Genomic DNA, 20,651 nt, shown 5'->3' with positions numbered 1-20,651 from the left:
CCGAGCTGACCGCCGAGGACCCTGCCTGGACACACGCCGGCCGGACGGCCCCAGGCGGCCAGCTCCGTCTCCCGGAACCTGACGCGAGGCCGCCTGCCGAGCCCCTCGACAGGCGGCCTCGCGGCCTTCACCCTCGTGGCTCGCGCTGCCGCAGGTTCGAGTGCAATACGCGCCTTAGCCGAGCCGGTACCGGCCCCCGGCGATGTACTGCCGCCCCACGTAGGCCGGTTCATCGTGATCGTCCAGCACCTCCCGAAGGACCAGAAACAGCGGATCCCCGACGCTCACGGCCAGGTGCACAGCCTCCGCCCGGGTGGCGTCGGCGTCGAGACAGGAGTTTCCATGCCGATGACGACACCGTGCTGCCCCGCCGCGGGAGCGTCCGAGTCTGCGTTCTTCCAGCCCGTCAGGGGCCGTGTGCTGGTGGGCTGGGCTCGGACCGTTGCGGAGTCGATGGCGACCAGCCAGCCGACGTCGATCCGTGCCTGGGCCACGGCCGGCAGCCGGTCAAAGGTGCCGTCGGCGGCCCAGCGGGCGAACAGTCCATACACGATCTGCCTGGGACCGAACCTCTCAGGCAGATCCCTCCAGGGCAGACCGGTGCGGAACTTGAACACGATGCCCTCAAGCACCTGGCGGTGATCCCGCCACCGGCCACGAGCCCGCCCCGCCAACGACGGCAACGACGGCTCAATCACCAACCATGCGGCTTCGCTCATCTCCCCATCGCTCACAACCAGACCAGCGATCAGATGTTCGGAAAGCCACTCCCTAGGGGCTGAGCGCCCAGGACTGTGTAGTCGCCGGCGGGCCATACAGGGCGTCCCTCGATCCAGGGCACTCGGACGTGGGGTTGGTCGGCGGAGCCGTGCAGACGAGCCTCACCGCTTGGGCCCGGCAGGGCCTGGTCGGCGAGGAGCGGCTGCGCGGCAATCGGTGCGGCGTCATCGCCTGCTGCAGAGAAGTAGATGGCCCAGGGCACATGTGTGGCGTCTTCGTACAGGAGGACGTAGCGGCCGGTCCACTGCGGCTCACAGACGGCGGCCTGCGCGAGCGTACGCACGATCTGCGTGGCGCGCACCGTTCGGGCACCCGCCGCAAGGAATGTACCGCAGGTAATGGCAGCCACAATCCACGGGGCCTTGCCTATGAAGAGGTACACGATGCCGATGCTCAGGAACACCAGGGCGGCGACGCCCAATTGCGGCACCCCTGCCATCTTCAGGAGTGGCCTGATCCGCCACCAGGGCGCGGCACGCTCGTCCGGAGCGGGAGCACCGTCGCGCGCCGTGTGCGGCTGGGCACGGGCCTGTTCGGCAGCCGCGGCGGACAGTTCAGCCCAGGAGTACCGCTGCGCTTCGACGCGTGGCTTGGCCAGCGACACGCGCGGCGCGGCCTCCTGCGACGCCCCTGATACGAGCCCGCCGATGGCCTTGCGGTGGCGCACAGAGCCGGACCAGCGCACGGCGAGGGTTCCTGCCGAGGCGAGAAACAGGATTCCGCCAGCGATCATCGCCATGCCGTACACGGTGAAGGCGCGGGTGCCACCCAGGTCGGCGTTGTACAGGTCGCCCGTGAACGGGCCGTGGGCGATCATCCACCCGTCCATGAAGCGGAACCCATACTCGTCCGGCTCATCCAGCAGCCGCTCCGTACACGGCAGGTTCACCGTCGTCTCTGCTTCGCTGGCTTGATCCATCCAGGACATGTTGCACTGACCGTCACGGGTGGGGCCGGACTCCAAGAGGAGCGGCACATACGGATCCGACTCCGTGGACGTCTCGGCAGCGAGACTGGCAGCGAACAAGACCATCCCGGCGGCCGCGAGTACCGCGAGCAGTCGCCACCGCAACGCCCCACGGCCTTCTTGTGCTTCCCGCTGCTGCGTGTCCACCGCTTCAGACAGCAGGCCGTTCCGCCCGGCGGGCTGCACCACACCCGCTTGTCTCAACAGCCCAGCCTCGACCGCGGCCCGGGCCTCCCGCCGAGAACGTGCCGCCCCCACGGCGCGCGCCCACACCAGGCCATCACCCTCAGGCTGGACCAGGACTCCACCGCTGGCGGGGTCCCCGCACCACCACAACCGCCCGCGCGTGTCCGGCTCGGCAAGGTGCCATCGCTGCCTCACAGCGACCACCGAACGCACCAGCACCGCCCCGCTGTCCGGCATCCGCAGCACCACACTCGGCCCCGACCACACGGAAGGAGATACCACTGCCGCGCAGTCCACCCATGGATGACCGCGCAGAACGCTCCGCATCCGCCGGTGGTTGTTCACGGAGTACAAGCCCACACCCCACGCCGCCAAACCCAGTCCTCCACCCCACACTCCCGCCCCCGGCACCAACCCGCCAAGCCAGACGGCCACCAGCATGACCAGCACACCACCGCCCGCCCAACACCAGGCACGCCTGCGGTAACGCTCCAACGCCTGACGTGTTATGGGATGGTCAATAGCTCTCACAGAAATTACACTCCGGTCTTACTCGTGAATCGTCGCGGAAATGGAAAATAAATGAAGCACCCGGCTCAGCCAAGTCCGAGCCGGCGAGCTGCACAAATTCACCCCAGGGCTCAGCATGCCGCATATACCCAAGGCGCCGAGGTGCCAACGCGCTCCACCCATTCATTTCCATGTCCCATAGATTCCGGCTGCGGCCAGTACCATCAGAACGGGAAGAGGGACAAGCAAAAGGTCAGCCCAGATGAAATCAGGTGTACGGATCGCACGGGGGGTTTCCGTCGGACGCCCGGGCCGTGGTGGTTTCGCCCTGCGCATCACTCTGGCAGCTGTATCCGCCTGACCTCGGTCAAGCAATGACCGCGAGAACGCGAAGACGGGAATTTCTTCGCCATGCACTGTTTCGATCGTCATCCCATCCTCGGGCTCGATTCTGCGGATTGCGGCACCGGGCACCCAGCAGCGATCCCAGAACCCAACCACTTGCAGGCCGTCTTTGAATACGGCCACGCATGGCCGCACCAGAGCACGGTAGATTAACTGGTCGAATGCCAAGACCATGGCGGCAAGAGCAACCATGTCACCAGGGTCATTCCCCTCCCAACCCAGGACTACGGCAATCCCGCCGCTAATAGACACGGCCACAATGGCCAGAATGCCGAGTATGGGCCCACTCCTGCGTCGCTGCACAGTCACTCCAGTACCCTTCATTCTGGCGATCTACGTGATGCGACCACCATATCCGGCAGCTCCGCCGCTACTCGCTCCCCTTTCGATGGCCTTCTTTCGCCGCAATTCGCCCAGATTTTGCCCACCATTTGAAATGGTCTCCGATTCGACGGACCTGAGTCCCATGAGATGTGGTGACGCCGACTTCGGCGCTGACTTCACCCGCCAACCCGGCACTCGTAGTCCCCACGGGCTCGCCACGGCTATTCACTGCTCCGATGGGCCTTTCATGGATGATGGTTGCCCAACGCCGCTACCCGTGACGGAGCGTCACCAGCGCACGGAAGCGCATCGCTTCACGAAAATCTCGCCAGGGCTACGTTCACGTGTGCGCCGGCGCTAGCCCTACTGCCCCCAACGAGTCCTACGGTCAAGATTTCCGTGCGCCGCAGTCCTGCGATCGGCTCGTCACGGGTCACAGGCTCCAAACGAATACCGCCAGCGGAACACGTCACGCCTGATGCCCGCCGAGGGCTGTGGGCCCACCGATCGGTGGGCCCACAGCCCCTACCAGCCCGTTCCGCGAGGGGAGGCATCCGGACAGTTCACGTAAGGCCCATCCGTATTTCCACCAATAGGCCGATGAACGAGATAGCCGCCATCATGTCGGCGGCGAATCGCAAGTGGCCTGGCGTTGCCCTATCAACGGGGCCGGGAAGTGCCATAAGGAGGAATTCGTAGTATCGACGAGACACGTCCCAAATATTGCAGGCGAAGAGCAGGCCGATCACGAGCATAACGCTGTAGAAGATAACGCCTCCCACACTCATATCGGATGAGACTCGGCCAGCCAGTTGCGTTACTTCAGGGCTTGTTACCATTTGAACAGATCACCTATTCGGCCAACTCGTGTGCCGTGCGAGGTTGTTACACCTGCTGCGGCACCCACGCCTCCTATGAGACCCACGCTTGTCGTTCCCACCGGCTCACCCCGACTGTTCGTTCCGTCGATCCCACGTTCGTGGCTGATCGTGGCGCCGACTCCGTAGGATCCGCTCGGCGTACCTCCCCAGCCGTCGCCGCGAAGCTGCTCGAGATCCGTCGCGTTGCCACTCATGAAGGAAATGCCACCATTGAATCCGACAGAAGGAGTTTCCGTCCCCGTGCTGAGACTGAACCCGTAGTCGCTCTTTCCGTCCGGGCGTCGTGTGGTGACGAAGCAGAGCGAGGCGGTTCCACCGAGCCCGATTCCTACCGATCCGCTCAGACACATTCCTTTGGTGTCTCCACTGAAGCTCTGGGCGATCTTCTTTCCCTTTTCGGCGACCATCCGCCAGCGCGCTTCCAGAACGGCTGTGATGCACGCTTGGCCGCATCCCACTTGCGGCGCTGTTCGTCCGCGCGCTTTTGCGCGGCTCGTGCAGCTGCGTCGGCTTGGGCCCGCTTCTGCGCGTTTCGGGTGGCATAGGGGCGGCGTACACACCACCCTTCCAGGGGCCCGTTCGTGCCGTGGAATTGACTCCCTTGCGGCGATTGAAGGGGGTCCGGCTACTCGCTGCCTTCTTGCGGGCGTTCTTGCGGATGGTCGCGTTCCAGCCGCCCGGCGGCGTGGTGAAGCCGCTGCCGGACCGCGGCGGGTTATTGGTCGGCCACCACATCAGCCCCCTCGTGGGCCCAGTCCAGGTTGGCTGGGCCCACGAGAACTCCGATCTAATGGTCAGGTCCATGTTCCGTATATGCCGGTTGCAGCCAGCAGCATCAGCACGGGAAGCGGGACCAGCAGTAGGTCTGCCCAGGTGAAATCAGCTGTGTGGATCGCGTGCGGTGTTTCCGTCGGAGTCCCGGGTCGAGCTGGTTTCGCCCTACGCATCGCTCGTGCAGCCGAATCTGCCTGGCCTCGGTCGAGCAATGACCGCGAAAACGCAAATACGGAAAATTCTTCACCATGGACCGTTCCGACCGACATCCCGTCCTCGGGATCGATTCTGCAGATTGCGACGCCGGGTATCCAGAAGCGATCCCAGAATCCGATGACGAAGAGAGAGTCCGAATACACCTCGACGCGAGGCCGTACGACAGCTCGCCACATGAATCTAGCAGCTGCAGCTACGCCCGCACCGAACATGGGCATTTCTCCTGGGTCGTTCTTATTCCAACCCGCAATGGTCGCCCAGCATCCACCGATCAATATTGCGGCGATCATTACCAGTCCGCCGATGGGCCCGCTCTTTCGGCGCAGGGTAGCCAGAGGCGCACCCCCCGGGCGGGGCACCGGATTCAGGACGCGTTTCATCCACAGGCTCCTTGTCCACCGCTGAATCCGCCTGCGCCGCAGCCTGCCCAACTCGTTCCGGCATTAAGGCCCATGTTGCGACCTGTCTGTCCCCAGTCCAAGGCGCCCTTAGGGGCAGCTGGCCTTGCAGTTCCCCGCCATAGAGGGGGGCGTGGACCGGAAGGGCCGCGGGTGAACGCGCTGCCTCGCCAGCTGCCCGCGAGGTACCTACCGGCACCAGCTCCCGCAGCGAGCCAAAGCCCCTGGGTAACAACCTTCTGCCCGCTGAAGTTCCCGTTCGCTGCATCAGCCCCGTTTTCGGCAATCAATACGGCGGCGCCGGCAGCTGCGCACCACCCAGCGCTCGCTGCGACGCAAACTCCGAAGGCTGCTACTTGGGCGTATCCACGCCAGTGATCCTTAATGTGACTCACGACTTTTCCGCCAGTCTCGTCCCAGGCATCCCTGAGCCATCCTCCGATTCCGCTCCTTTTCTTGGGTTTGGCCTGCTGCTGGGTGTTCTTCTTGATCTGGTCCTGCTTGCGGCGCTGTTCGTCCGCGCGCCTTTGCGCGGCTCTTGCGGCGGCGTCGGCCTGGGCTCGCTTCTGCGCGTTTCGGGTGGCGTAGGGGTCGGCGTACAGACCACCCTTCCAGGGTCCCGTTCGCGCCGTGGAATTGACTCCCATGCGGCGGTTGAAGGGCGCCCGGCTACTTGCCGAAGTCTTGCGGGTGTTCTTGCGGATGGTCGAGTTCCAGCCGCCCGGCGGCGTGGTGAAGCCGCTGCCGGACCACGGCGGCTTATTGGTCGGCCACCACATCAAGCCCGTCGGGTCGGAATTGATGAGGGGATTGTTGTTGCCGTAGGTGTAGCCGTGCATCTGGTCCGGGTCGGCCGTGTCGATGATGGGGTCAACGGAGACGAAACGGCCCAGGGCGGGGTCGTATTCGCGGGCTCCGAGATGGGTGAGGCCGGTGTTGTCGATCGTGCCGCCGACGAATCCCCGGTTGCCGGGGAAGTTGACGTTCTGTTCGCTGCGTGGGGTGCCGAAGATGTTCATCTTGCGCCGTGTGACGGTCTGTCCGGCGGCGAGGAGGACGGCGGCGGTGGCGGTGCCGGTGTGGTCGTTGAGGAGGATGCTGGTCTGGTTGCTGGCCTTGACCGCGATGGTCTCGTCTCCGGCCGCGTAGTAGCGCGTCGAGGACTTGGTGCCGACCTTGTCGGCGACGAGTTCGTTGCCTCCCGGCAGGTAGAGGATGTTGCGGGCGTCGGTTTTGGCGATGAGGCGGTTGCCGTCGGCGTCGTAGACGTATGCGGTCTTCTGCCCGGACTGGGTGACGGTCGCCAGGCGGCCTTCCGCGTCCCAGGTGAGGTCCTGGGCCGTGCCGGCCAGGGTGCGCTGGGTGGTGTTGCCGTTTTTGTCGTAGGTGTAGGAGTCGGTGGCGGTCTTCTTGTTGTCCTGTTCGGTGTCGATGCCGGTCAGCTGCCGCTTGCTGGCGCCGTTTTGCCCGTAGCGGTAGGTGCGGGTGGTGTCCTTGTCCGCCAGGACGCTGCCGTCGATCTTGTGCTGGGTTGTGGTCTTCCGGTTACCGACCGGGTCATAGGTGTAGGAGTGCCAGTAGGCGTCTGGGCCGCCCACCTTCGGTGTCTCGCCGCCTTCCCCGCCGTTCCCATCCGGCCGAGCTTTGCAGCTGTCGGTCGCACTCCAGGCGTTAGTGATGCGGCGCAGGGCATCGGTGGTGAAGCACTGGGTGTCGGCGGTGCGTTCGGCGTCCTGGCCTGAGGTCGTGTCAAGTTGAGTGATGTTCCCGACGAGGTCGAAGCTGTAGTGGACGTCGTCGATGCGGGCGGGGCCGGTTTCACGGTCGGTGGTGGTGCGCCTCAGGTTGCCGGTGTGCTCGTCGTATTCCTGGGTCTGCCATACCTTCTGCCCCAGCCGCCCGTACTCAGTGCGCAGCGGCTGCCCATACGGGTTGTAAGTACGGTTGTTGATCAGGACGGCGGCGGTGGTGCCGGCGCCGATGAGCTGACCTTGAGGGTTGTAGCGGTAGGTGAGGTTCTCGGCGATCTGGCCGGGCAGCGCGGGCTGGCGGGCCCAGTCCTGCAGTCCGGTCTGCGCGTTGAATCCCGCGGCGAAGGTGTAGCTGCCGGCCAGGGCGCCCTCGCGCGCGGGGATGGTGACCTTGACGCCGGTGGCCTGGTAGCGGTCGTTGAGCGCGGTGGTCTCGTTGACGTACTCCTGGCCGCCCTCGCGGCGCACCGTCTTCGTCAGCTGCCCCTTGGCGAGGGTGTCGTAGGTCCAGCTCGCCCGGACCGTGTCGCCTTCCTTGAGTTCGGTCTTGCGGCCCAGCTTGTCGTAGCGGGTGGTCAGGGTCTTGCCGGATGCGTCGGTGTCGGTCTCGGGCCGGTCGAGAATGTCGTAGGCGGTGGTGTAGGTGCCCTTGTCGGGGTCCTCGACCTTGACGGCGCGGTCACGGTGGTCGTAGTGGTAGGTCCACTTCGCGCCGGTCGGGTCGGTGACCGTCTTCTGCTGCCCCGAGGGCGTGTACGTGTACTTGGTCGACTGCGACGTGGTGCGCTCGGCGTTGGTGTACTGGATCAGCTCGGTCGTCCGGTCGTGGACGTCGGTGATGGTGGTGCTGGCGGTATCGCCCTTCGGGGGGACCACCGTGACCCGGTCACCGTCGTACTGGCTGGTGGTGCGCGAGACCTCCTCGCCATACTTCTCGCTGATCTCCACCAGGGGGCGGCCGGCCCCGTCGAACGTGGTCCGAGTGGTGCGCGAGGTCTTGGTGTCGTCCCCGGTCACCAACTCACCGGACGGATCACCGTTCGCGAAGTAGCCGTCAAACGACTTCCACTTCGATCCCCGGGAGTCGTACAGCTTCTCGGTGATCAGCCGGCCCAGTCCACTGGCCGCGGGCGCCTGCGTTTCGCGTTCACGACCCAGCCCGTCCACGAACGTGTACTCGGAGCGGTAGCTGCCGTCGTGCTGGAGCGTCTTGGACTCGATCACGTTCGGGCGGATCTTGGTGATCGTGTAGGCGAACTGCTTGCTCGGGGTATCCGCATGATCCTTCTTGGGCCAGGCCGCCTCCCACACCTTCACGGTGCGCCCGAGCCCGTCCATGACCGCATCGGTGCGCTTGCCGTTCGCGTCGATCGTGGCGATGGGCTCGCCGCGGCCGGGATCCGTCTCCACCGTCTCGGTGTGGCCGAGCGCATTGGTGGTGACCTGCTTCGTCGCCGCATACAACGTGGCAGGGGTGTAGGCGGTGGTGGTCTTGCTGCCGGCGGCGTCGAGGGTTTCCGTGACGCGGCCGTGCTGGTCGACCTTGTTCGTCTCGGTGCGCACAAAGCCGGTGCCCTCGGCGTCCTGCGCGTGCACGATCGTCACGTCCCCCTTGACGGGCGGCTTGGTGAGGGTGGTGGAGCCGTCGAAGTAGGTGCGGTCCTCTGAGATCAGGTCAGCGGGCAAGCTCGGCGCCGTGCCACAGGCTTTGGCGACCCTCTTCACCTTCGAGGCGAACTCCAGCAGATGTTTCTCGGTGTTGCGCGCATACGTAGTGCTCGTGCACGTCTCGTCACCGGACGTGGCCATGTCGCCAAGGTCGGACTCGGTGGACAGCATCCCGTAGGTGTCGAAGGTCCGCTCCAGTTTGGTGCGCCGCCAGTTGCCGCCGACCTGGGTGCGGCTGGTCTCGATGCGGGCCTGTTGGGCGTAAAACGCCTTTAGGTCGGGCAGGGAGTCGCCGCGCTTGTGAGTGGCGGTGACCGCCGACTTCCACGGAGTGAAAGCCGACGCCTCGATGATCTTGCCGCTGTTGTAGGTGGCCTCGTCGCGGGTCATGCCGGCGAAGGCGGGGTGGTCGTCCACCTTGTTGCCCTCGCTGTCCGCGACCTTGGCGCCGGGGATGCCGCGGAAGTAGCGGGCCTCGCTGACCTGCTTGGCGCCGTCCGTGCCGGTACCGACCGAGGTCTTCACCTGTGCGTATCCGCGGAATTCAGAGTTGGTGCGGTACTTGGCCTCGGTGAAGGCGTCCTGGCTCTTCGCCCAGGCGACGCCGCCGGTGTAGGTGTAATCGGTGACCTTGGCGACGGCACCACCGACCTTGTCCTCCTCACGGACCTGGGTGACCGCATAGGTGTGGAACCAGTCCTTTACCGGCTTGTACTCCTCTCCTGGCGAATCCGGGGAGGACCAGTAGACGGGGTAGCAGCGCTTGGTGTTGCCCGGCTCCGGCGGCAGGCTGCCCGCCTTGCATTCCGGGGCGCTGTAGGTGGCGGCGACGGTGCCGCCGGTCTCGTTGTTGACGGTCTGGACGCGGTAGCGAATCAGCGGCGGAATCTCGTCCCCGGTCGCTTCCACCCGGTTGGCAAGCTGCTTTCCCATGAAAGTGATCGCCGGCAGGCTCGTGGCGGTGCCGCTGCTGTACCCGGTCCGCTTGACCGATTTGAGCCACAAAGCAGGGCTGGAGCCGTCCCCGCTGGAGGGGAAGTTCTGGTCGAAAGCCCAGACATCGACCTTCTGGTAGACGTTGCCCACGCGGACCTCGCTGGTGACCGAGGTGAGGCGCTTGCGCGACCAGAACGAGGGACTGTAGCGGTTCTTGCACTCGGTGGCGGAGGCGCAGTACTGGTCGAACGGCACGTCCGGCCAGTGCTTGGCATTGGCCGCGGTGAATTTGTTCTCCGCGCAGTTGAACGCGCCAGACTTCACGCACCGCTCCGCCGTGCTGAAGGTCACCTTGGCGGCAGGAGTTCCGGTGTAGAGGTTGTTGGAGCGAAGCCCGTACTCGATGCGCTTGAGATAGCCGCCGCGCGTGTACGTCGTCGACTTCGACTTCCCCGTGCTCAACTCGACGTTTCGGCCATAATAGTTGGCCTCCTTGGCCCAGTAGTAGGCCATCGCGTCGCCGTGCGGGTCGACGACGTAGTCGAGGTTCCAGCGCCATGCCTGCTGGCACCAGGCGGAGGCGAAGTCGGCCTTGTAACACGGCTCACCCGTGTGGTTGCCAAAGACCGGCACCGTCCAGGTCGAGTTGGTTGTCTCCTTGCCATTCGCCCAACCAGGCAGCTTGTGGCGGCCGAAGAAGTACTGCACTCCGGCGGTGTCGGTGACCTTCCAGTACTCGCCGTCATTGTCCCCGTTGGACAGCGACATGTCTTTGAGCAGTTCGACCTTCGAGCCGTCATCCTGCTTGAGCTTCCACGCCCCGGATGCGTCGTCCTTGACAAGCTCGTTGGTGGCACCGCCGAGCGAGAGGACAGCGTTGTCACCGCCCCAACACAAATCGCCGTTCTTGGCCTTGTTGGTACCGCCGATCATGTCGGCATTGCATGCCTTGTAGCGGCGCTCGATGAACCCGGGCTCCAGGGTGTAGCCGTCACCGACGTTGTTGGCCTGGTTGTTGGTGGCGCCGGTGCGCCCGTCGAGCGCGGTCGAGGAGTACTCCAGTGACAGCTCGGGCCCCAGGCCACCGGCCACATCGGGGGTTTGCAGGTCGTAGGACCAGGTGAAGGCGCCCGACGAACTTCCGGCCTCCCACTGGCCCGACGGGGACAACGATGTCGCCTTGAAATCGCCGCTCGGTCCGGCCGGCTTCGCCGTCACGGCGAACAATGTCCGGGCCATCGACGGCGCGCCTGCACGGCGTTCGGTGGCGGTGGCCGATTCCGCGGTGCCGGACCGCGTGGCCTCGGGGCTGGAAAGACTGGATTCAGGAGCGTCCGGAGTCGATTCGGTCTCCCTGCTCGCCCGGGAGGCCGGAGCTGTGCCCAACGACACCAGTGCCGTGAGGCGGGACTTGGCGTGGTCGTTGTCGACTCCCTTCAGCGGGGCCGGTCTGCAGTCGCCCTTGTCCGCCACGGAAAGGGAACATGGGGGCAGTCGGACGAGGGTCAGCCGCGAGGCCCAGTCACCACCGACAGCGTTGCGGAACGCACCGTAGTCCACGGATAATTGAGCGTCGACCGTGCTGGTACTGGAATCGACAGCGATGACCAGACCGGAGATTCCAGCCCGCTCGGCGGTTTTCCGGTCGAGGACTTCCACGCCGATCTCGCCCGCCGCCTTCCCGTTGTGGTTACCGCGCTGCGAGGGAGCCGACGATATGCGAACCGGAAGGCCACCGGCGTTCAGACTGACCGCGTTTCCCGCGACCCATGTCGCCGTGACTGTACCGAGCTTGGGCCATGAGGCATCAGGGATGCTCTTCCATTCCCTGCCCATTGTGTCGTCCTTGGCCGCAGCAGTGGAAGCGCCGCCCACCTTCGAAACGGGGACCGGAGGAGTCTTCTGCAGTTCTGGCAGCGCCAAGGGCGAGAGGGCGAGCGCCTCGACTGAAACCAGCCCGACCAGCAGTGAAGCCGCTGCCAGCGACGTGACCACCCGAGTCACGCCTCGCCGCAACCGTGGTCGACCAGGGGGCTTCCCTGATGGCTGGTCACCTTCATCACAGAAAGCGGCGAATGGCACGACGCGGTCTCCTCCCCATTCGGAAGCGAACGAACCACGCTGACATTACATAGCCTTTACTCGCGCATTGCGTCTCATGTGGCGCCTGGTTCGTGAGGCATGATGATCTCCATGGGTATGGGAATGGACTTGTCGCGACGGCTGGTTCCTGACGAACTGTGGTCGCTCGTCTTGCCGTTGCTACCTCCGTTCGCTTCCCGTCCGCAGGGAGGCGGAACGGCCCCGGTGGATGAACGATCGGTCTTCACGGCCGTCGTGTACGTGCTGACCTGCGGGTGCGCCTGGCGGCACATGCCGGAGGCTTTCGACATCTCGCCAGCCACCGCCCACCGCCGATTCCGTGCATGGACCAAGGACGGGCTGTGGCCGCGGCTGCAGCAGGCGGTTCTGGCCGACCTCGACTCCGACGCCGACGCCGACGCCGACGCCGAGGGAGTCTGGGCCTTGGCCGTCGTACAGGCGGCCTGCATCCGCGCGAAGAGGGCCTGAACGGCGCGACCTGCTTGCCCGCAGCAACAGCCCTCGGTCTGTCTCGAACTCCCGGCGATCTCCCGACCAGATGGAGCCTCACACCATTCACCACGTGAGACACACTTTGGGTCCCGATTAGGTATCAAGTACTTCTCACGTGAGGACTAATGGCTTTTAGGAGGCGACGAAAGCCACGGAGGCCAGAAGCCTAAGCCACCTTGATATATATCAACTGCCCTGCGGGGGCCGCCTGGTGGCGAGGCGTCGGATACGTTCCGCTGTGTCGATCTCGGCACTCGAACTCCTCCGAAAGGAAGCCCCTGTTGAAAACGGGCCGTCACCACCGAATGTCCTGGCGTGCGTTGCCCCGCGTTTCGTTGTCCTGTGGGCTGGCCGCGGCCCTCGCCATCCCCGTACTGACCGTGTCGCAGGCCGCCGCCGCACCCGGGCCGACCGGGCATAAGCAGGCGGTCGGCGCGCCACCGGAAGCGACCGCGTCACGCGAAGCCGCACAGACCGGGGAGCGGGTCGAGGTGGTCTCGCACCGCTCCCCGTTCAACACCGTCTATGCCAACCCGGACGGCACCTTCACCCAAGAGTCGGCTGCGGTGCCTGTCCGGGTGAAGCAGAAGAACTCCCTGGTCGATGTCGACACGACCCTGCGCCTCGACGATGGTGTCGTCCGGCCCAACGCTGTCGATGTCGGCCTGGAGTTCTCATCCGGCGGCGACACTCCGCTGGTGAGGATCACGCGCAACGGCCGCTCTCTTACGGTGGGGTGGCCGGCCCCCTTGCCCACACCGCGTCTGGCGAGTGACACCGCTGTCTACCCGGAAGTGGCGCCGGGCATCGACCTGCGGATGCGCGCGGGCGTGGACGGCTACCAGCAACTGCTCGTGGTCAAGACCCGCGAGGCCGCCGGCAATCCCCTGCTCAAGAAGATCCGTTACCCACTCGGGGCCGACGGCGTGGTGGTGAACGCCGACGAGTTCGGCAACCTGAAGGCCGTCAACCCGGCCGGGCAGGAGGTGTTCACCGCTCCGCCGCCCGAGATGTGGGACTCGGCGGGCGTCCCCGACCACCGGCCCGCCGCTGCCAGGGCCAAGAGCCTCGGCGCACTGCTGGACGGGCAGGGCGGCAGACCCGCCAAGCGCGACGAGGACGTGTTCGAGCCCCGCCACGGCTCCGCCGCGACGCGCATGCCACTGGAAGTCTCTGGCGATGAACTGCTCGTGACACCGGACCAGAAGCTGCTGTCCGCCCCGGACACCGTCTTCCCCGTCTACATCGACCCGACGATCTCCAGCCCGCGTCTGGGCTGGACGGCGGTGTCGAAGAAGCACCCGAACAACTCCTACTGGAACCACTCGTCCAAGGTGGCCCGGGTCGGCCACGAGTCGGAGACCGGCGGTACCTGGCGCTCCTTCGTCCAGTTCGACCCGCGCAAGTTGCACGGCAAGCAGATCATCAAGTCCACTCTCAGGGTCAAGAACACCCACTCCTGGTCCTGCACCAAGAAGCCCGTCGAGGTGCGGCTCACCACGGCGATCTCTTCGGCGACCACCTGGAACAAGCAACCGACCTGGGGAAAGAAGCTGGCCACTGTCACCGACTCCAAGGGCTGGTCGTCCTCGTGCCCGGCCGGGAACCTGGCGTTCAACGTCAAGAGCGCAACCAAGGACGCCTCGGCCAAGAAATGGAACAAGATCACTTTTGGGCTGCGCGCCAGCGAAAGCGACGTGTACGCCTGGAAGAAGTTCGACGCGTCCACCGCAGTACTCTCCACCGAGTACAACTCAGTACCGAACAGACCGTCCAGCCTGGACACCGTGCCCAGTACCCGCATCAACAACACCTGCGGCGACAAGGGCACGCATGTCACGGTCGGCAACACCGATGTGCAGCTGACCGCGAAGGTCTCCGACGCCGACGGCGGTACCGTCACCGCCCGCTTCCACCTCTGGCCCACCGGCAAACACGACGTCGCCCCGGGGATCGTCGTCAACCGTGATGTGAAGGTCACCTCAGGCGGCGTCGCCCGCACCACTGTGTCCAAGGGGCTCCTGACCAAGCACCTCGGTGCCGCCGCCGGCAACTACTCGTGGAAAGTCCAGGCCCGCGACGGCAAAGCCAATTCTGACTGGACTCCTACCGCCGGCGCCCCCGGCTGCCGCTTCGTCTTCGACCCGGTCCGGCCCAGTACCCCGCCCGGCATCACCTCCGCCCAGTTCCCCAACGGCGATGACGGCTGGCCCGAGAACACGTCCCCCGCCCGAACCGAGGGCATCTTCACCCTGTCCGCATCCGGCATCAAGGACGTCGTGACGTACGAGTACTGGGCTGACTGGGACCCCAAGGTCCGCACGGTCGGCGCTCCCTCCGCGGGCGGCAGCGCCACCGTGAAGCTCACCCCGCCCGCAGCCGGCCCGCAGCGGCTGTTCGCCCGCTCCCTGGACAAGGCGAACAACAAGTCCGACACCCGCACCTACCTCTTCTACGCCAACCCCACCGGCAAGACCGACAAACCCGGGGACTTCAACGGCGATGGCAACCCCGACATGATCGCCCTGCGCGACAACGGAGAGCTGCGCCTGTACACAGGGCAGGGGAACGGACGCATCGGGACCGCCGGCAAGGCGAGCACCATGGACTTCACCGGTTCCCTGATCACCCGCCGCGGCGACTGGACCGGGGACGGCTACGAGGACCTGATCGCCACCACCGGGCCCAAGGGTCAGCGTCGATTGTACGTCCACCCCAACAACGGCTTCGGCTACGCCTGTTCCGCATACGGCGAAGAAACTGGCAGCTCCGCCTGCGGAGACGGACGTCGGGAACTGAAGGTGTACGACCCCGCCAACGACCACTTCAAGAACGCCGACCAGATCCTGGCCATCGGTGACGTCGACGGCCCCACGGACCTGGACGGCAACGGTCGCATCGACGACACCTGGGACCTCCCCTCCTTCCCCGACCTGCTGGTCAAGGAAGGTGATCACCTGTGGCTCTACTTCGGGCACCCCATGGACTACCTCGACGAGTACTCCGATCCCGTACTCCTCGGCAACGGCGACTGGTCCGATTACGATCTCGCCGCCCCCGGCGACGCCACCGGGAACAACCATGTCGATCTGCTGGCCCGCAAGCGCAGCACCGGCGAACTGTTCCTCTACGAAGGCACCGGCCCCCATGGCGAGGGGCTGGGTTCCACGGCGGACCGAAAGCGGGTCGCCACCGGATTCACCCCCGCCGCCCGGCCTTTGCTCACCTCGCCCACCGACGCCGACCACGATGGCATCCCCGACCTGTGGGCCACTTCGAGCAACGCCAGGGAGGGAATTCACTTCTATCCGCGGCTGACACCGAACGGCCTCGGCGCCCCGATCGCCGTCGGCACCCGCGGCTGGAACCGCATGGTCGCCCTCGGCTGACACCCCGCACGATGCGCGAACCGCAAGACAGCCGATAGCCGGCAAGCACCGAGCCCCGCCGACTCCTCAGCTGGAATCGGCGGGGCTGGGAACCGGACTCACCTCGGGTTCCCGGGGCCGTGACTGCAGACTACCGATCACCCTTTCGGGACTCGCCCGCTGAATCTCACGACCTCCGCGCTGTGGTAGCCGAGGGACCCGCTGACAGAGCGCCCCCCGATATGGACCAAATCCCTTGCACCCGCGTGACTTTCGGCAATGGGCCGTCCACGAATCCGGTGCGAGGCTGAGGCCACAGCAATCCTCCGCCTCACAAAGGAGTCAGGCAGATGACGTTCGCTTTAGCTCGTGCTTCCACGCGCAGGACGCTGGCGGCGATGGTGACCGCCGCAGCGGCAACCCTGGGCCCCTTGATCCCCTCCCCCGCGGCAGCAGCAGCAGAGAACCCCACGGACCGGAAATCCGGGCCGGTTTCGGTGGCCTACGTCGAGGTCAACGACAACAGCATGACCAACGTCGGCAAGTACTCCCTCAACGACGGAAGCAACGTCTTCGACATCGCCGTCATCTTCGCCGCCAACATCAACTACGACACGACGACCAAGTCGGCCTATCTGCACTTCAACGAGAACGTCCAACGTGTCCTCGACAACGCCGACACCGAGATCCGCCCGCTCCAGGAGAAGGGGATCAAAGTCGTCCTGTCCGTCCTCGGCAACCATCAGGGAGCCGGCTTCGCCAACTTCCCCGACAAGGCCTCCGCTTCGAAATTCGCCGGCGAACTCTCCGACACCGTAGAGCAGTACGGGCTGGACGGGGTCGACTTCGACGACGAATACGCGGAGTACGGGAAGAACGGAACCGGCGCGCCCAACGACAGCTCCTTCGTCCATCTGGTGAGCAGCCTGCGGGCCGACATGCCCGACAAACTCATCACCCTCTACAACATCGGTGAGGCCCCCTCGCGCCTCTCCCACGACGGCGTGGACGTCACCTCGATGTTCGACTACGCCTGGAACCCCTGGTACGGCCAGTGGAGCCCCCCGCAGCTCGACCTGCCGAAGTCGAAGCTCTCCCCCGCCGCCGTGGAGATCGGCGGCACGCCCGCGGACACCGCCGCCGACTTCGCACGGCGGACCGTCGACGAGGGGTACGGCGCCTATCTGACGTACAACCTGGACGGTTCGGACCGCAGCGAGTACATCTCGTCCTTCACCCGTGAGCTGTACGACAGCGACGCCATCCGCACTCCCTGAAACCGCGACGCGCGCCCTCGCCTCCTCCTCTCGCCCTCTGCGGAGACAGGGCGGGGGCGCGCACGCGCTGACACCGCGGCTTCGCCCGCCAGTTCGAGCAGGCGGCGCGACCGAGAGCCGTAACCGCCTGACGCCTGACGCCTGACGCCGTCAAGGCGGTGCTCCTGCCCGGCACGTCAGGCGTCCAGGGCGTCCTCCAGAGTGGGGTAGCAGTCGATGACCCTGTCCAGGCCCACGAGCTGCAGAAGGCGCAGCACGGCGTCGGTCGGCCCGGCCAGGCGCAGCCAGCCGCCGGCTTCGGCGGCGGCGTTACGCGCGGCGATGAGAATGTTGATGCCGCTGGAGTCCATGAACGTCACCCCGCTGAGGTCCACCACCACCCGCGTAGCGGTCCCGCCCTGCCCGAAGGCGAGAGCGTCGCGGAGAGCGTCACCGGTGTCGTGGTCGATCTCTCCACGCACGGTGACGACGTTGATGCCGTCGATGAGGGCAGAGGTTATTGCCAGGCCCTCTGGTCCTACTGCCTCGCTCGTGTCTGTCACACTTCCCTCGACAAAGACTCGGTGACCACTCCGTACGGCGGTCGTCCGCCGGACTCTGCCCGGATACTACGGGGGCGTCCTCGACAAGGTGGGGCCGCCTGGCATCTGGGGTGTGCGCGAGGCGGTCACGGGCAGGCGCAGACATATGAACGACGGGTGCGGGGGTGGCGGAGTGGGATCGGTCCCCTTCAGTGAGGAAGACGCCCGGGCCCGGCATCCCGAGTCCTGGGAGGTGTCAGCCACGCTGACGGGCGACAGCACATGCATCGCACAGGCCCGCCACCTCACCGCCGACTTCCTCACCCGCCTCCAGAGCGAGTACGCGATACCCGTCACACCGCGTGCCCTGGATCTCACGCAGCTGGTCGTCAGCGAACTGGTCACCAACGCGCGCAAGTACGCCCCCGGCCCGGCGCTGCTCCATCTGCGCATCACCGGCACGGTGGTGGAGGTGGCGGTGTGGGACAGCAACCCCGAACTGCCCGTATCCGGCTCTGCCGACGCCCGCCGGGTCGGGCAGCACGGGCTGGAGATAGTGAAGGCCGTCGCCGAGAGCTTCGAGACGCGCAGCGATCCAGCCGGCAAACGCATCACCGCCCGCCTCCCGCTCCACAACGACCCCGAGGGCGCCCCGGCCGGCCCCCAACCTGCCTGACGCCCTCTCGCCCGCCTCCGCCGCGCGGCACCAAGGGGCGCGCTGATGTCCGGTAGGCGTCAAGGTCACGCATCCAACGAGAAGGCCCCCGCCGCAGTGTGCGACAGGGGCCCTCCCGGCTGACGTCGAAGCGTCAGGCAGACGTCGCGTCCTCGAAGTAGAACCAGTCGTCAGAACTCGAGACCTGGAACCCGTCCGGGAACGTGACCGACGCGGCGGTGGCACCCGAGCCACCGATGGCAGCCCAGTTGTTGTCGTCAGCGTGAGCCGCCGCGGGGGCGACGAAGCCGAAGGCGATGGCGGACAGTGCGGCGATTGCGATCTTCTTCATGATCCAGCCAACGACGGGCTCCGACCGGGGACACGTGTACGGCCGAGGGCCTCCTTGATCTTCACCCCACTGGAGGCAAGCGGGCCGAGCGACCGACCCGTACGGCCTACGCAGGCATAGCGGCGAGCGCTACACTGCGTGATCATGGTCAACTCTTTCGGTGAGGAAACCGCCGTGCCCCTGTTCGAGGTCATGTCGACGATGCGGGCCATGCGGCGCCTCAAGCCCGACCCGGTGCCCGACGGCCTCGTAGAACAGCTTGTCCAGGCCGCGGTCTGGGGGCCCAGCGGTGGCAACATGCAGCGATTCGAGTACGTGGTCGTCACCGACCGGGCCGTCATGTCGCGTCTCGCGCCCTTATGGAAGCGTTGCGTGGACGCCTACCTCGCCACGACAGGTGCGTCGGCGCCCGAGGGAATGGATGAAGCCGCCTACGGCCGTATGGTCGGCGCGATCGAGTACCAGCGAGATCATTTCGCTGATACGCCTGTCCTCATCATCCCTTGCTATGAATTCCCTCCGCAGCGGGTGACCGAGGAGGGGTACGCGGCTTACGGCCGCGCTCTCGGGCCGGCCGCGACCCAGCACATGCTGGATACGCAAGAGCGCTTCACCGCACTCGCCGAGGCGTCCTGCGTCTACCCCGGTGTGCAGAACCTTCTGCTCGCCGCCCGAGCGCTTGGACTCGCGGCGAACATCACCATCTGGCATCTGATGCTGGAGGCGGAATGGAAGGATGCTCTCGGGATTCCGGACGGCATGCGCACGTTCGCCGCGATTCCTGTCGGCTGGCCGATGGGCAACTTCGGGCCGGTTCGCCGCCGCCCGGTAGCCGAAGTCATGCATCGGAACCATTGGTAGACGATTTCTCCGTCCTTGAACGCCGATCTTCACCACCGTCCTCGCGGACACGCCCCGTCGTTCTCGGCTCCTTTCTTCGCATGGGAGGTGTCAGCCCCGATCATCCGGAGCACTTGAGCGTCATGACCCACTGGATCGCAGCCATAGAAACCACCGACTCCGACGGCCTGGTCAACGAGATCGATGCGATACGCGCCGACGCCGTCGTGCACGCCTACGATGCGGCAGCCGAGTCGGCGCCGCATGAGATCCGCTCCGCCTACATCACTGAAACCGACGAGCCGTGGGAGATGCCGCTGCAACGCGGGCGCCGCTGCCCGGTGTGCGCGGAAGCCGTACCCCCGCGCTCCTGAACTCACAGAACTGCGCAGGCCGGTGCCGCGGCTACTGCCAGTCGATGGCGTCCTCGTCGACGTACTGGCCGTTCGTCAACTGCCTGAAGTGGCGGTAGTCCCCGTCCCCAGGCGCCTTGCGCTCGTCGCATCTCGTGTCCGCGTCGTCGCAGTCGAATCGGCCCTCCAAGACGTTGTCCGTCCAGAGACCGTCGAGGCAACTGCCGCCACGGAAGCGGTCGCCGTCGTGCACGAAGATGTTCCTCGGCACGTACGACTTGCTGAGGTCGGCCATTCCTCGGGTGTGCGTCCATGCCTGGATGTCCGACTTGGCCACCGCCTGGCAGGAAACCGCGGCGGGCGCCTCGGCGGCGGGATCGTCCGCCGCGGCGGCGCCCGGCGCAGCGAAGACGCAGGCCACCGCCATCGCCGCACCACGGACCAGGTGCTTCGTGCTCGGCATGATCACGCCCTTCTCTTCAGCACGCCTGTGTGCGTCCAGGGCACGACTACCGCCTGTGCGGGTGGCGATATCGGCGTTCGCCGCGTCGTCACTCGAACAGTCCCGCCCGCTGCGGCGCGCCCAGCGGTTCCGACGAGGCCCGCCGACCCACCGGCCTGGGAGATCTCTCGGCAGGCGGCCGGTTACCGCCGCGTATAGCCGGTGCATGACCGGGCACGCGCTGAACGTAAGAGGAACGTGTTCGTTGTGAAGGATCGGTGTCGTGACAACTTCTTGCGGTGCGAACGAGGACGCAGCGGCTCGCGCGCGCATATCGGAACTGGAAGCTCAGATCGCCGAGTTGGAAGCACTGATCCACGCGGGCGCCCCACTCAATCAGGCCCGTGGAGTCATCTGCGCCGTCGGAGCGGTGGCCCCCTCCCGGGCATGGG

Annotated in this window: 13 protein-coding genes; 6 read left to right on the top strand and 7 right to left on the bottom strand. The window is 66.0% G+C overall.

The window, feature by feature from the left end; all coding sequences use genetic code 11:
- Positions 1-284: 284 nt before the first annotated feature.
- From ACZ7LY_RS16650 to ACZ7LY_RS16635, 4 genes are all read right to left on the bottom strand, one after another.
- Positions 285-719 (bottom strand): transposase, encoded by a 435-nt coding sequence (locus ACZ7LY_RS16650; RefSeq protein ID WP_471625308.1) that lies wholly within the window; start codon positions 717-719, stop codon positions 285-287.
- Between the two features lie 29 nt (positions 720-748).
- On the bottom strand, positions 749-1,936 hold the full coding sequence (locus tag ACZ7LY_RS16645; protein WP_471625307.1) for a hypothetical protein: 1,188 nt from the start codon (positions 1,934-1,936) through the stop codon (positions 749-751).
- Positions 1,937-2,626: 690 nt separating this feature from the next.
- Complete coding sequence (locus tag ACZ7LY_RS16640; protein WP_471625306.1) at positions 2,627-3,040, bottom strand: hypothetical protein; 414 nt, start codon at positions 3,038-3,040, stop codon at positions 2,627-2,629.
- A 2,379-nt stretch (positions 3,041-5,419) separates the two neighbouring features.
- Positions 5,420-11,791, bottom strand: coding sequence for an RHS repeat-associated core domain-containing protein (locus ACZ7LY_RS16635; protein WP_471625305.1), 6,372 nt, complete (start codon positions 11,789-11,791; stop codon positions 5,420-5,422).
- A 186-nt stretch (positions 11,792-11,977) separates the two neighbouring features.
- Here ACZ7LY_RS16635 and ACZ7LY_RS16630 point away from each other — a divergent pair, with 186 nt between their 5' ends.
- The 3 genes from ACZ7LY_RS16630 to ACZ7LY_RS16620 all read left to right on the top strand — a co-directional run bounded on the left by ACZ7LY_RS16630 (position 11,978) and on the right by ACZ7LY_RS16620 (position 17,036).
- Positions 11,978-12,367, top strand: coding sequence for a transposase (locus ACZ7LY_RS16630; protein ID WP_471625304.1), 390 nt, complete (start codon positions 11,978-11,980; stop codon positions 12,365-12,367).
- A gap of 359 nt (positions 12,368-12,726) precedes the next feature.
- The gene (locus ACZ7LY_RS16625; RefSeq protein WP_471625303.1) at positions 12,727-15,780 is read left to right on the top strand and encodes an FG-GAP-like repeat-containing protein; all 3,054 of its coding nucleotides are present in this window, start codon (positions 12,727-12,729) and stop codon (positions 15,778-15,780) included.
- A gap of 377 nt (positions 15,781-16,157) precedes the next feature.
- Positions 16,158-17,036, top strand: a complete 879-nt coding sequence (locus ACZ7LY_RS16620; RefSeq protein ID WP_471625366.1) for an endo-beta-N-acetylglucosaminidase H — start codon at positions 16,158-16,160, stop codon at positions 17,034-17,036.
- 176 nt (positions 17,037-17,212) lie between these two features.
- Here ACZ7LY_RS16620 and ACZ7LY_RS16615 read toward each other — a convergent pair whose 3' ends face one another.
- Positions 17,213-17,578 (bottom strand): STAS domain-containing protein, encoded by a 366-nt coding sequence (locus tag ACZ7LY_RS16615; protein ID WP_471625302.1) that lies wholly within the window; start codon positions 17,576-17,578, stop codon positions 17,213-17,215.
- Between the two features lie 232 nt (positions 17,579-17,810).
- Here ACZ7LY_RS16615 and ACZ7LY_RS16610 point away from each other — a divergent pair, with 232 nt between their 5' ends.
- On the top strand, positions 17,811-18,233 hold the full coding sequence (locus tag ACZ7LY_RS16610) for an ATP-binding protein (RefSeq protein ID WP_471625301.1): 423 nt from the start codon (positions 17,811-17,813) through the stop codon (positions 18,231-18,233).
- A gap of 133 nt (positions 18,234-18,366) precedes the next feature.
- On the opposite strand, the gene ACZ7LY_RS16605 is transcribed toward ACZ7LY_RS16610, so the two are convergent.
- Positions 18,367-18,564, bottom strand: coding sequence for a hypothetical protein (locus ACZ7LY_RS16605; protein ID WP_471625300.1), 198 nt, complete (start codon positions 18,562-18,564; stop codon positions 18,367-18,369).
- A gap of 144 nt (positions 18,565-18,708) precedes the next feature.
- Between ACZ7LY_RS16605 and ACZ7LY_RS16600 the strand changes: the two genes are divergently transcribed.
- Both ACZ7LY_RS16600 and ACZ7LY_RS16595 read left to right on the top strand, forming a co-directional pair.
- Positions 18,709-19,425 (top strand): nitroreductase family protein, encoded by a 717-nt coding sequence (locus ACZ7LY_RS16600; RefSeq protein ID WP_471625299.1) that lies wholly within the window; start codon positions 18,709-18,711, stop codon positions 19,423-19,425.
- Between the two features lie 122 nt (positions 19,426-19,547).
- Entirely contained in the window at positions 19,548-19,778 is a 231-nt protein-coding gene (locus ACZ7LY_RS16595) for a hypothetical protein (protein ID WP_471625298.1), read from the top strand.
- Between the two features lie 31 nt (positions 19,779-19,809).
- On the opposite strand, the gene ACZ7LY_RS16590 is transcribed toward ACZ7LY_RS16595, so the two are convergent.
- Positions 19,810-20,220, bottom strand: a complete 411-nt coding sequence (locus ACZ7LY_RS16590; RefSeq protein WP_471625297.1) for a hypothetical protein — start codon at positions 20,218-20,220, stop codon at positions 19,810-19,812.
- Between the last annotated feature and the right edge of the window lie 431 nt (positions 20,221-20,651).

The sequence above is a fragment of the Streptomyces sp. NPDC107550 genome, from assembly GCF_055639095.1.
Note: the sequence above shows the minus strand (reverse complement) of the source record. Positions and strands in the feature narration are given on the sequence as shown.